Here is a 12505-nt window from a genome sequence, read left to right on the forward strand (position 1 = left end):
ATTTCAATTTTTTAATTTTATCTATTATACTTAATATAATGATTAATAATATTTCAATTTAATGCGAAGGGGATGCTGGGGGGAAGATGTTAAGAAGTTTACGTTTAAAAATTGCGGTAGTGTTTTCAGTACTTATTTCTATGATGTTCGTAATATTGGGTACAGCTGTGTATCAATTACAGAAAGAAAAGGAAGTGCGTTCCTTAGACGAGTATTCTCAAAATGCGATGGATCTTGTGACAGAGCAACTTACGACATTTGTTCAAAGAACGGATGAAGATATGGGGTATTACGCGAACAGTGAGATGATTCGTAATATGCTTCAAGGTGGGGTTACTCCAGAAGAGGAAGCGTTTTTAACGAAAGAGTTTGCGGAGTATAAAAAGAATCATCCTGGTATTTTAGATTTATATATTGGTACGAAAGATAAAAAAACATTAAGTGCCAATCTTGCTGAAGGTGGGCAAGTGCCAGAAGGATATGATCCAACGACAAGACCATGGTATAAAGATTCAGAGGCTGATGTAAAAAAGGTCCATTGGGGACAACCTTCTTATGAAATTGCAACAGGAAAGTTAAGTGTAGGTGTTTCTAAAGCAATTACAGCTCAAGATGGATCTGTATTAGGCGTTGTTGCGATGGATGTATCGCTTGGGACGATTCAGAAGTTGCTTCACAATATTCAATATAATAATGACGGAGAAATGTTTATTATAAATGATAAAAATATGGCTCTTGTTTATCCAGAAAAGATAGGGAAAGATGTTTCTAAAGAGCCACTTATAAAGAGCTTAAATAAAGAGGTAACAAAATATGCGGTCACTACAATAAAAGGTGAAGATGTAGTTGTTTATAGTCAATCATTTGATACGATGAAATGGACGATAGGAATCTTTTATCCGAAAGAAACGATCGATGGGCTATTAAATAGTACGAGAAATACAGTCATTATGATGGCGTGTATTAGTTTATTAGTTGGAATCGTAGCTTCCTACTTGTTCTCAAGAAGATTAGCAAGACCACTGCAATTATTAAAGAATCACGTTCAAAAAGTAGCAGAAGGCGATTTAACGCTGCGAATGAAGGTGACAAGTAAAGATGAAGTTGGAGAGTTGACGAAGCACTTTAATGATATGGTTGAACAAATGAATGAAATGGTAAGTAAAATTAAAAACAGCGTATCAACAGTGCAACAATCAACGAATAGTTTACATTATTTAACGAACGAAACAGTAGCGGCTAGTAGAGAAGTTTCCGGAGCAATGGATGATGTGAGCGGGGGAGCTTCTACTCTTGCGAATAGTGTGGATGAAGTTTCAGCTCAGCTCGAGAATATGGCAGAGTCAGTGGAACAAATGAATAGCTCCGTTGGTGAAATAAAAGGAGTGACTGGCAAAGCGGAAGAGGCATCTAAGCAAGGATTAAATACAATGAGGAACTTAGTCCGTACGAGGGGACAATCATCTTCGATTGTTGTTCATACAGAAGAAGCATCGGATAAGTTAGAACAAAGAGTTGGATCGATTCAAAATGTTGTTGAGCTTATAAAAGGTATTTCGGATCAAACAAATTTACTTGCTTTAAATGCCTCGATTGAAGCTGCCCGTGCAGGTGAGCAAGGTAAGGGATTTGCGGTTGTTGCTGAAGAGGTTCGGAAATTAGCGGAACAATCAAAAGAGGCAACAGGAGAAATCACAACGATGATTGGTGATGTGCAATTAGAAGTAAAAAGGGTTGTAGAAGTTGTAAGTAAATTGAAAGACATTGCAGATGTGCAAAATAAAGTGACGACAGAGGCAGAAATGGAGTTCCGCACAATTATGTCAGTTGTAAATACGATTAGTACTTCAGTTGAAAAAATTGTAGAAGAGGTACATAACATAGGTTACGAGCAAGGAGAAATTACAGCGGTAATGCATACAATTGCTGGTACGAGTCAAGAAAGTGCAGCTGTTTCTGAAGAGGTACATGCTGCAACGGAATCACAGGTTAATCATCTAGAAAAGGTAGCCCACACGATGGAAAGTTTGACAGAGCATATGAAAGATTTAGAAATATTAGTTGAGCAGTTTAAAGTGGAAGAGTAACATATTAGTAAAATGATGAGGATTTCGGTAAAATAGACAATGGATATATAAGAAGCGATTATAGGAGGAAGACTACTATGGCAATTGTTGACGTATCGATTATTCCGGTAGGAACAGGTAATCCAAGTGTTAGTGAATATGTAGCAGAAGTACAAAAGGTGCTAGAGAAAAATGCGGATCGCGTGAAGTATCAATTAACACCGATGAATACAATTATTGAAGGAGATCTTCCTGTCATTCTAGAAGTAATTCAACAAATGCATGAAGTTCCATATACGAAAGGTGCACAGCGTGTTGCAACAACGATTCGTATTGATGATCGACGTGATAAAGTAAGCACAATGGAGAAAAAATTAAACTCTGTCCGATCAAAATTATAAGAAAAAGCAGCGATCTTCGCTGCTTTTTTCATATAGGAGGTAAATAAAATGAGTGAAAAGTTTAACGAGCAGTTTGACGGTTTACTAGAGAAATACACTGAGCTGTTACTTGGCGAGAGTAATGAAGAGCGAAAAGAACAGGTAAAGAAGTGGGCACTTTATTCTTACATAGCGAAGACGATGCCAGCTTTAGTGAAGCATTGGAATGAAACTTATCCAGATGCGAAAGAAGAGATGGTGCAGTTAATTACGGATATTAAAAGGCTGAATGAAGAGAAGCGAAATGAGAATTAAAAAACTTAGGTGATGCTACTCTAAGTTTTTCTTATTAATATCCTTATATAATTTACATGGAATATTAAGGGTTTTATAGGCATGTCGAATATTTTCGGTATGCCTATTTTTGCCCTAGTAAACCCGTTTTTTCTAAATGTCGAAAAATATTCCCTTCATATTTGCATGCGAGAATATAGGTTTTTAAATGTTTTTATAGTATTTTATAAATTATCTAAATAATTATTTGTATCCAATAATTTTAAACAGTGATATAATTTTGAAGAGGGGTAAAAAACAGATAAATTACAGTCATAGGGGTGAATTACATGGAACAATTAATGCGAAATTCGTTTCTTTTCTTATCTAAAAATAAAGCGCTAACAAAACTGGCTAAAAAGTACGGTTTACGCTTTGGTGCAGGTCGCTTCGTCGCAGGGGAGACGATTGAATTAGCGACAGCTGCCATTCAGGCATTAAATAAGCAAGGTCTTTGTGTAACAATCGATTATTTAGGTGAATTCGTTGATAATGAAGCGGAAGCAAATGAAATGGCTAACCAATCGATTGAAGCGATCCGTGCAATTGGAAGAGAAGGTCTTGATTCGCAGCTTTCTTTAAAGATGACTTCTATGGGATTAGATATCTCTGATGAAATCGTAATGAACAATATGCGCCGTATTTTAGAAGCTGCAAAAGAAAATGGTGTGTTCGTTACCATTGATATGGAAGACTATACACGCTGTGGTAAAACAATTGATATCTTTAAACAATTAAAATCTGAATACGATAATATTGGTACTGTTATTCAAGCTTACCTATATCGTACAGAAAAAGATATTGAAGATTTAAATGCTTATAATCCTAATTTACGTCTTGTAAAAGGTGCTTATAAAGAACCTGAAGAAGTGGCGTTCCCAGATAAGAAAGATGTAGATGACAATTATAAAAAAATTATTAAAATGCACTTATTAAATGGAAATTATACTGCAATTGCTTCACACGACGAAGCGATTATTGAATATACAAAAAAACTTGCTGAAGAACACAACATTCCAAGGGATCAATTTGAATTCCAAATGTTATATGGTATTCGTAATGAGCGTCAACTTGAGCTAGTAAAAGAAGGTTACAAAATGCGTGTTTACGTACCTTATGGAAACGACTGGTATGGCTACTTCATGCGTCGTCTAGCAGAGCGTCCAGCAAACGTTGCGTTCGTATTAAAAGGTATGGTTAAAAAATAACCAAGGAGAAAATACTCCTTGGTTATTTTAATTGCTGAAATGCATAATGTGCCATTTTCTTCGTATCAGGATATAGTTGCGCGCGAGTAGAAGATAATACGACGTTAATGACGCGTTTACCGTCTTTTTCATCGACTGTTACGACTGTATATTTGCCAAGTGCTGATAGACCACTTTTACTTCCAATCGCATATGGATCGTCATATAGTTCTTCTCGTCCATAGTTTGCGATGTTTGGAGAGCGTTCTGAAGTATGTAGAGTTGTACGTGTTGAATTCATATATTCTAAAACAACTGGATACTTTAATGCTTCTTTCGTAATAATAGCAATGTCATACGGTGATACTTTATTCCCAATTGCATCAGCACCACTTGCATTCTTGAAAGTCGCATGCTTTGTACCAAGTTCCTTCGCTCTAGCATTCATCATCTTCACAAATTCACTTTTTGATCCTGCGATATGTTCTGCAATTGATTCAGCTATTGGATCTGCACTAATGATAAGCATAAGTTTTAATGCCTCATCACGCTTTAATTTTTCCCCAGCACGAAGTTTAATTTTCTTACTTTGACTTTCTGTTTTAATTGCGTTTTCTGTAACTGTAATTTCTTCATCTTCTTTTACATTCTCTAGTAAAAGAAGGGTTGTCATCATTTTGGCTATACTAGCCGGATAAGAACGTTCGTCTTCGCGTTTCCCATACAAAATTTCACCTGTGTCTGCATCGATTGTAACGCCATATTGCCCAGTAATCTTAGGTTGATCAGCTCTTACAGCTTGTTGCCTTTGTGCATAAGAGAAGAAAATCATCCCTGTAAATAGTGTAGCAATCATTACAATCATAACTATTGTTCGTTTCATCATCGTTCCCTCTTTTGTTTTCCATATGTACAAATAAATTGGGCAGAAAAAGCAGCCATTAATCATTATGCCACGTTCTCTGCCCAAAAATATAGCGTTATTTTTCGCCCATATTATGCTTCTTATATTGTTGGTTATTACCTTGGCGTCCTTTTTCAACACCGTGATTATGTGGACCTGCGTTTCCAGTTACACTAGCTGCACTAATTCCAGCCTTTGAAGGGTTCTTCTTAAGTTTTGCCATATATATTCCTCCAGTTTCGTCAGATTATAAAAAGGAAAAGTGCATTTAAACAAAGAAAATACACATGTATAGCATAGCCAAATGAAAGAAAAATATTTATTTCAGAAAATTTTATCAATAAATATATTGCGAAAATTTAAACAGTATCATATATTTATTAGTAGAGGCTCACTCATTGATTGCGACTTATGTCGAAAAATTGAATGAGCATTCATTCAAGAATAGGGGGAGAATTGGATGTTCCAAATTAAAAAGGCTGCTGTTCTAGGTTCAGGCGTAATGGGTTCAGGGATTGCGGCACACTTAGCTAATATTGGTATTCCGACATTATTGCTTGATATTGTACCACCTGCGCTAACAAAAGAAGAGGAAGCGAAGGGACTTACATTAGAACATAAAAGTGTGAGAAATCGTTTTAGTAATACGGCTGTGCAAAAATTATTAAAGCAAAAACCAGCTCCTCTGACAGTGAAAGGAAATTTAGCACTGATTGAAGCAGGTAACTTAGAAGATGATCTTGAGCGTCTAGCTGATGTAGATTGGATTATTGAAGTAGTAGTTGAAAACTTAGATATTAAAAAGAAATTATTTGAAAAAGTAGACGCTGTTCGTAAACCGGGTTCTATTGTAAGCTCGAATACGTCAGGCATCTCAGTTGAAAAAATGGCAGAAGGTCGTTCAGACGACTTCCAGAAACACTTCTTAGGCACACACTTTTTTAACCCACCACGATATTTAAAACTTCTAGAGGTAATACCGACGAAAGAAACAGATCCACAAGTATTAAGCTTCATGAAACTATTTGGCGAAGACGTTCTTGGAAAAGGCGTTGTTATCGCAAAAGACACACCAAACTTTATTGGAAACCGCATCGGTACGTACGGTTTATTAGTAACTCTTCAAGAGATGATAAAACGCGGCTATAGCATTGGGGAAGTTGATTCTGTAACAGGCCCACTTATTGGTCGTCCGAAGAGCGCGACGTTCCGTACATTAGATGTTGTCGGTTTAGATACATTCGTACACGTTGCAAATAACGTATATGAAAACGTACAAGAAGAAGAGCGTGATGTATTTAAAGTACCAGCTTTCATGCATGACATGCTTGAGAAAAAATGGCTTGGAAGTAAAACGGGTCAAGGCTTCTTCTTAAAACAAGGAAAAGAAATTTTAGAATTAAATCCTGAAACGATGGAATACGAAGGGCGTAAAAAATTAAAAGCTGCATCCGTAGAGTTAAGTAAACAAGAAAAAGGATTAGCGAATAAATTGAAAGCGCTTGTATACGCGAAAGACCGTGCAGGAGAGTTGTTATGGAACATCATTACACCAACTCTTTTATACTCTGCAAAACTTCATAAAGAGATTGCTGACGATATCGTTGCAATTGACCAAGCGATGAAGTGGGGCTTCGGCTGGGAGCAAGGGCCATTTGAAGTGTGGGATGCAATTGGTGTTGAAAAATCTGTTCAAAAGATGGAAGAAAACGGCGTAGTTGTTCCTACTTGGGTGAAAGAAATGTTAGAGAAAGGTTTCACTACTTTCTACAAACATGATAACGGAGATAGCTACTATTACGATAATGGCGAATATAAGCGAATCGAACGTAATAAAAAGGCAATTTCTCTTAAGCAATTAAAAGCGAAAAATGGCGTATTAAAGAAAAATAGCGGAGCGAGCTTAATTGATTTAGGTGACGGTATCCTTTGCTTAGAATTCCATTCGAAGAGCAATGCAATTGGTATGGATATTACGCAAATGATTAACTACGCTGTTGATGAAGTAGAAAAGAATTATAAAGGTCTTGTTATCGGTAACCAATCGAAGAACTTCTGCGTTGGTGCGAACCTAGCAATGATCTTAATGGAAGCACAAGACGACAATTACTTTGAAATTGAGTTGGTTGTGAAAAACTTCCAAGATGCAATGACGAAAATTAAGTACTCTTCTAAGCCAGTTGTAGCAGCACCATACGGTATGACGCTTGGCGGAGGTACAGAAGTTTGCTTACCAGCAGCTAGCATTCAAGCTTCTAGTGAAACGTATATGGGCTTAGTAGAAGTTGGTGTTGGTTTAATTCCTGGCGGAGGCGGTAATAAAGAGCTATACATTAAACACTTAAATAAAATGCCAAACGGTGTAGAGTTTGACCTGCAAAAAGTTGCGAATAAAGTGTTCGAATCTGTAGCGATGGCGAAAGTTTCTACGTCAGCACAAGAAGCTGTATCGAACAACTTCTTAGGCGATAAAGACGGTATTAGTGTGAATGGTGATCACTTACTATATGATGCGAAACAGAAAGCACTTGCTTTATATGAAGCTGGCTATAAAGCACCGATTCGTAAAAAGATACCAGTTGTTGGTGAAACAGGATATGCAACTCTTGTACTTGGTGCAGAAGCAATGCATTTATCAGGTTACATTTCTGAACATGATCTTCACATTGCGAAGAAACTTGCATATGTCATTGCGGGCGGAAAAGTGCCGTACGGAACAGAAGTTGATGAGCAATATTTATTAGATGTAGAACGTGAAGCATTTATTAGCTTAGTGAGTGAGATGAAATCACAAGCAAGAATGCAGCACATGCTTGTAAAAGGAAAGCCATTACGTAACTAATAACGAGGGGAGATATCGTTCATGAGAGAAGCTGTCATTGTTGCGGGAGCAAGAACACCAATTGGAAAAGCAAAGAGGGGTTCATTAAAAACAGTTCGTCCTGACGATCTAGGGGCATTAGTAGTAAAGGAAACGTTAAAGCGTGCGAATTATGAAGGACCAATCGATGATTTAATTTTCGGTTGTGCGATGCCAGAAGCAGAGCAAGGTTTAAATATGGCTCGTAATATCGGCGGATTAGCAGGACTTTCTTACGATGTTCCAGCTATTACGATTAACCGCTACTGTTCTTCAGGTTTACAAAGTATCGCTTACGGAGCAGAGCGTATTATGCTTGGTCACTCTGAAGCTGTATTATCAGGCGGGGCAGAATCAATGAGTTTAGTTCCAATGATGGGACACGTTGTTCGTCCGAATAGTCGCCTTGTAGAAGCAGCTCCAGAATATTATATGGGTATGGGACATACAGCAGAGCAAGTTGCTGTGAAATATGGAATTTCTCGTGAAGAGCAAGATGCATTTGCAGTAAGAAGTCATCAACGCGCTGCGAAAGCATTAGCGGCAGGTAACTTCGCTGATGAAACAGTATCTGTAGATGTGACGTTACGTACTGTTGGATCAAACAATAAACTGCAAGAAGAAACAATCATTTTCGCACAAGACGAAGGTGTGAGAGCAGAAACGTCGCTAGACATTTTAGGTAAATTACGTCCAGCATTTAACGTTCGCGGTTCTGTAACAGCTGGTAACTCTTCACAAATGAGTGACGGTGCAGCATCTGTACTATTAATGGATCGTGAAAAAGCAGTGAGCGATGGCATGAAGCCGCTTGCGAAATTCCGTTCATTTGCAGTAGCTGGCGTACCACCAGAAGTAATGGGAATCGGCCCAATCGCTGCAATTCCAAAAGCATTAAAACTAGCTGGCTTAGAGCTATCTGATATTGGCTTATTCGAACTAAATGAAGCATTCGCTTCTCAATCAATTCAAGTTATTCGTGAACTTGGTTTAGATGAAGAAAAAGTAAACGTAAACGGTGGTGCAATCGCACTTGGACATCCACTTGGCTGTACAGGAGCAAAACTAACACTATCTCTTATTCACGAAATGAAACGCCGCAACGAACAATTCGGTATCGTAACAATGTGTATCGGCGGCGGAATGGGAGCAGCGGGAGTATTTGAATTACTTTAAAAAGTGCAGGTGGCTCGTTTAGAACAGGAGGTGGCTCGCTCAGAACAGGAGGGCGTTGGAAGCCCTGACGAAGAGGCGCTTTTTGCCTCACAGGAAGGGGTGAAACGACCGACTGTTCTAGCCACTGGAACTGGATTATAAAAAAAGTGCAAGCGGTTCGCTCAGAACGAGACGACGCTAAAGCAAAGAATGGAAGCAACCAAGGTTTATAAAAAATAAAATTGAGAGCCAGCTTCTTTCAAAAAGAGAGAAGCGGCTCATGAAAATATGAAGGAGGAAATTTTCATGGAAAAAACAGTAGGAAATGCGGTTAAAGGCGGTAGCTTTTTAGTTGATGAGATTACGATTGATCAAGTGTTTACGCCAGAAGATTTTTCATCTGAGCATAAAATGATTGCAAAAACGACAGAGGACTTTATCGTAAATGAAGTTCTTCCAGAGCTTGAATATTTAGAACAACATGAGTTTGATCGTTCTGTTCGTCTTTTAAAAGAAGCTGGGGAGCTTGGTTTATTAGGCGCTGACGTACCAGAAGAGTACGGCGGGATTGGTCTTGATAAAGTAAGCTCAGCGTTAATCGCAGAGAAATTCTCTCGCGCTGGCGGCTTTGCAATTACTCACGGTGCTCACGTAGGTATCGGATCGTTACCAATCGTATTATTCGGTAACGAAGAGCAAAAGAAAAAGTATTTACCATTACTTGCAACTGGTGAGAAATTAGCTGCATACGCATTAACAGAGCCAGGTTCAGGATCTGACGCATTAGGTGCAAAAACAACTGCACGTTTAAATGCAGAAGGTACACATTATGTATTAAATGGTGAAAAACAATGGATTACAAACTCTGCATTCGCTGACGTATTTATCGTGTATGCAAAAATTGATGGAGAGCACTTCTCAGCATTTATCGTAGAGAAAGAATATGCTGGCGTATCTACAAGCCCTGAAGAGAAGAAAATGGGTATTAAATGTTCTTCAACTCGTACGTTAATTTTAGAAGATGCGTTAGTACCGAAAGAAAACCTACTTGGTGAAATCGGTAAAGGTCATATTATCGCATTCAACATTTTAAATATCGGTCGTTATAAATTAGGTGTTGGTACAGTTGGATCTGCGAAACGTGCAGTAGAAATTTCAGCACAATATGCAAACCAACGTCAACAGTTCAAGCAACCAATCGCTCGCTTCCCATTAATTCAAGAGAAACTTGCGAATATGGCAGCAAAAACATATGCAGCTGAAAGTTCTGTATATCGTACAGTAGGTTTATTCGAAAGCCGCATGAGCACATTATCTGAAGAAGAAGTAAAAGACGGTAAAGCGGTAGCAGCTTCTATCGCTGAATATGCAATCGAGTGCTCTTTAAATAAAGTATTCGGTTCTGAAGTACTAGATTATACAGTAGATGAAGGTGTTCAAATTCACGGTGGTTACGGATTTATGGCAGAGTACGAGATTGAAAGAATGTACCGCGATTCTCGTATTAACCGTATTTTCGAAGGAACGAATGAAATTAACCGCCTAATCGTACCAGGTACGTTCTTACGTAAAGCGATGAAAGGTGAATTACCACTTCTTCAAAAAGCACAAAAATTACAAGAAGAGTTAATGATGATGATGCCAGAAGAAGTAGGCGATGAGCCATTAGCACTTCAAAAGTATTTAGTAACTAATGCGAAGAAAATTGGTTTAATGGTAGCTGGATTAGCGGCTCAAAAATACGGTAAAGCATTAGATAAAGAGCAAGAAATTCTTGTGAATATCGCTGACATCGTAAGTAACCTATATGCAATGGAATCAGCTGTTCTTCGTACAGAAAAAGCAATTAAAACAACTGGTCTTGAAAAGAATAAACAAAAAGTGTTATACACTGAAGTATTCTGCCAAGAAGCATTCAACGAAATCGAAGCAGATGCGAAAGAAACACTTATCGCAGTTGAAAACGGCGACATGCTGCGCATGATGTTATCATCGTTACGTAAATTAACTCGCCACACACCACTTAACGTAATTCCGAAGAAACGTGAAATTGCTGCGAAAATTTTAGAAGATGAGCGTTATACAGTTTAATAGATGAAAGAGAACCAGTAGCCGATTGGCTACTGGTTTTTTATTGCTGAATTCTTGAATAAAGCTGTTTTACATATGTATGTGTAAACAGCTCTTTTTTATGGAGGTAAAGAAGATGAAGGTAATAAGTGTAGGAACAGTTCATCAAATCGCATTTTTACCGCGTCTATTTCCAATTAACTGTTACTTCGTTGAAGAAGAGACAGGATTAACTTTAATTGATGCGGCTTTACCGTTTTGTGCAAAGAAGATTTTACAATCAGCTCGGAAAATAGGAAAACCGATTACGAATATCGTTATTACACATGCGCATGATGACCATGTAGGAGCGCTTGATGTTATAAAACAAGTGCTGCCGGATGTTCCGGTCTATATTTCAAAAAGAGATGCATGTTTACTTGAAGGAGATAAGGTACTGCAAGAGGGAGAACGAAATACACCAATAAAAGTGGGAGTGTCAAAACAGATAAATACGATTCCAGATATTCTTCTTCAAGAGGGAGATAAAGTTGGTTCTCTTGTAGCGATTGGAGCTCCAGGTCATACACCGGGATCAATGGCGTTTTTAGACACAAGAAATGATGCACTCATTGTTGGAGATGCATTTCAAACGAGAGGAGGATTAGCGGTAGCAGGACAGTTGAAGTGGCTTTTCCCGTTTCCTATGTTTGGTACGTGGGATGCAGAAGTTTCATTAGCAAGCGCGCAGAAATTGCTGGAGTATAAGCCGTCTTTATTGGCGACAGGACATGGGAAAATGATTGAAAATCCGTTAATACAAATGCAACGGGCGATTGAAGAAGCGGAAAGGAATTTAAGTAGAAAGAGCCTCTAATCGTTTAGAGGCTCTTTTTAGTTAAATGATTATTTAGCAGACTTTTTAATGAATACGATTTGAAAAAAACAGAATACTAAAGAAGAATGAAAGAAGAATGAAAGAAGAAAGGTAGGAGTATTCCATGCAAAATTTAACAGAGCTTGAAGTAGAAAACTTACGTCATTTAATTGGTGGACACGCAACAATTATTAACAAGTTGGAGCAGTATGCACAGACGTGTACAGATCCACAACTGAAACAAATGCTACAAAAAGATGCGCAAGATGCAAGAAATACGAAACAGCAATTAATGACTTTCCTAGGATAGGAGGAAGAGAAAGATGAATGAAAAAGATATGGTAAATGATTATTTAGCAGGATTAAATGCAAGTTTAACAAGTTATGCAAATTATATTGCTCAGTCTGATAATGAACAGTTACATCAAACGTTAATCCAAATTCGTAATCAAGATGAAATGCGTCAACGTAATATGTATGAGTACGCAAAGCAAAAGAGTTATTATAAACCAGCAGCACCTGCGAATCCGATGATTGTGCAGCAATTGAAAAGTCAGTTAAGTGCAGAATAATAGGATGAAAAAACGAGCGAAAATGAATTCGCTCGTTTTATTTTTTGTATGTCAATAAATACATAATAAATATTTTTCCAGTTGTAACAAATATGACGAAAATTGAATATAACAATTCACAA

12 protein-coding genes are annotated in these 12505 nt (G+C 37.8%); 10 read left to right on the forward strand and 2 right to left on the reverse strand.

Annotated elements, in window-relative coordinates:
- Positions 1-86 precede the first annotated feature (86 nt).
- From ACYFX0_RS25140 to ACYFX0_RS25155, 4 genes are all read left to right on the forward strand, one after another.
- A complete protein-coding gene (locus ACYFX0_RS25140; protein ID WP_106103285.1) occupies positions 87-2087 on the forward strand; it encodes a methyl-accepting chemotaxis protein in 2001 nt (666 codons plus the stop codon).
- Between the two features lie 77 nt (positions 2088-2164).
- Entirely contained in the window at positions 2165-2467 is a 303-nt protein-coding gene (locus ACYFX0_RS25145) for an MTH1187 family thiamine-binding protein (protein WP_001018860.1), read from the forward strand.
- Positions 2468-2515: 48 nt separating this feature from the next.
- Positions 2516-2761 (forward strand): YusU family protein, encoded by a 246-nt coding sequence (locus tag ACYFX0_RS25150; protein ID WP_001290589.1) that lies wholly within the window; start codon positions 2516-2518, stop codon positions 2759-2761.
- Between the two features lie 308 nt (positions 2762-3069).
- On the forward strand, positions 3070-3987 hold the full coding sequence (locus tag ACYFX0_RS25155; RefSeq protein WP_000436780.1) for a proline dehydrogenase family protein: 918 nt from the start codon (positions 3070-3072) through the stop codon (positions 3985-3987).
- Positions 3988-4009: 22 nt separating this feature from the next.
- On the opposite strand, the gene ACYFX0_RS25160 is transcribed toward ACYFX0_RS25155, so the two are convergent.
- Positions 4010-4849 carry a D-alanyl-D-alanine carboxypeptidase family protein gene (locus ACYFX0_RS25160; protein ID WP_106103286.1) on the reverse strand — a complete coding sequence of 280 codons (840 nt, stop codon included), beginning with the start codon at positions 4847-4849 and terminating at the stop codon, positions 4010-4012.
- A gap of 97 nt (positions 4850-4946) precedes the next feature.
- The gene (locus ACYFX0_RS25165; protein WP_001096344.1) at positions 4947-5093 is read right to left on the reverse strand and encodes a YuzL family protein; all 147 of its coding nucleotides are present in this window, start codon (positions 5091-5093) and stop codon (positions 4947-4949) included.
- 237 nt (positions 5094-5330) lie between these two features.
- Here ACYFX0_RS25165 and ACYFX0_RS25170 point away from each other — a divergent pair, with 237 nt between their 5' ends.
- The 6 genes from ACYFX0_RS25170 to ACYFX0_RS25195 all read left to right on the forward strand — a co-directional run bounded on the left by ACYFX0_RS25170 (position 5331) and on the right by ACYFX0_RS25195 (position 12383).
- Entirely contained in the window at positions 5331-7712 is a 2382-nt protein-coding gene (locus ACYFX0_RS25170) for a 3-hydroxyacyl-CoA dehydrogenase/enoyl-CoA hydratase family protein (protein WP_460271995.1), read from the forward strand.
- A 21-nt stretch (positions 7713-7733) separates the two neighbouring features.
- On the forward strand, positions 7734-8906 hold the full coding sequence (locus ACYFX0_RS25175; protein ID WP_001206339.1) for an acetyl-CoA C-acetyltransferase: 1173 nt from the start codon (positions 7734-7736) through the stop codon (positions 8904-8906).
- Positions 8907-9191: 285 nt separating this feature from the next.
- Complete coding sequence (locus ACYFX0_RS25180; protein ID WP_000416287.1) at positions 9192-10976, forward strand: acyl-CoA dehydrogenase family protein; 1785 nt, start codon at positions 9192-9194, stop codon at positions 10974-10976.
- 115 nt (positions 10977-11091) lie between these two features.
- Positions 11092-11811, forward strand: coding sequence for an MBL fold metallo-hydrolase (locus tag ACYFX0_RS25185; protein ID WP_000864824.1), 720 nt, complete (start codon positions 11092-11094; stop codon positions 11809-11811).
- A 124-nt stretch (positions 11812-11935) separates the two neighbouring features.
- Positions 11936-12121 carry a hypothetical protein gene (locus ACYFX0_RS25190; RefSeq protein WP_001180555.1) on the forward strand — a complete coding sequence of 62 codons (186 nt, stop codon included), beginning with the start codon at positions 11936-11938 and terminating at the stop codon, positions 12119-12121.
- A 13-nt stretch (positions 12122-12134) separates the two neighbouring features.
- Positions 12135-12383 (forward strand): spore coat protein, encoded by a 249-nt coding sequence (locus ACYFX0_RS25195; protein WP_001002987.1) that lies wholly within the window; start codon positions 12135-12137, stop codon positions 12381-12383.
- Positions 12384-12505 lie beyond the last annotated feature (122 nt).

The sequence above is a fragment of the Bacillus sp. NEAU-Y102 genome (assembly GCF_054788175.1).

Bases quoted from the DNA above. Each gene is read 5' to 3' on its own strand.
- ACYFX0_RS25140 (WP_106103285.1), top strand. From the start codon at position 87: ATGTTAAGAAGTTTACGTTTAAAAATTGCGGTAGTGTTTTCAGTACTT.
- ACYFX0_RS25145 (WP_001018860.1), top strand. From the start codon at position 2,165: ATGGCAATTGTTGACGTATCGATTATTCCGGTAGGAACAGGTAATCCA.
- ACYFX0_RS25150 (WP_001290589.1), top strand. From the start codon at position 2,516: ATGAGTGAAAAGTTTAACGAGCAGTTTGACGGTTTACTAGAGAAATAC.
- ACYFX0_RS25155 (WP_000436780.1), top strand. From the start codon at position 3,070: ATGGAACAATTAATGCGAAATTCGTTTCTTTTCTTATCTAAAAATAAA.
- ACYFX0_RS25160 (WP_106103286.1), bottom strand. From the start codon at position 4,849: ATGAAACGAACAATAGTTATGATTGTAATGATTGCTACACTATTTACA.
- ACYFX0_RS25165 (WP_001096344.1), bottom strand. From the start codon at position 5,093: ATGGCAAAACTTAAGAAGAACCCTTCAAAGGCTGGAATTAGTGCAGCT.
- ACYFX0_RS25170 (WP_460271995.1), top strand. From the start codon at position 5,331: ATGTTCCAAATTAAAAAGGCTGCTGTTCTAGGTTCAGGCGTAATGGGT.
- ACYFX0_RS25175 (WP_001206339.1), top strand. From the start codon at position 7,734: ATGAGAGAAGCTGTCATTGTTGCGGGAGCAAGAACACCAATTGGAAAA.
- ACYFX0_RS25180 (WP_000416287.1), top strand. From the start codon at position 9,192: ATGGAAAAAACAGTAGGAAATGCGGTTAAAGGCGGTAGCTTTTTAGTT.
- ACYFX0_RS25185 (WP_000864824.1), top strand. From the start codon at position 11,092: ATGAAGGTAATAAGTGTAGGAACAGTTCATCAAATCGCATTTTTACCG.
- ACYFX0_RS25190 (WP_001180555.1), top strand. From the start codon at position 11,936: ATGCAAAATTTAACAGAGCTTGAAGTAGAAAACTTACGTCATTTAATT.
- ACYFX0_RS25195 (WP_001002987.1), top strand. From the start codon at position 12,135: ATGAATGAAAAAGATATGGTAAATGATTATTTAGCAGGATTAAATGCA.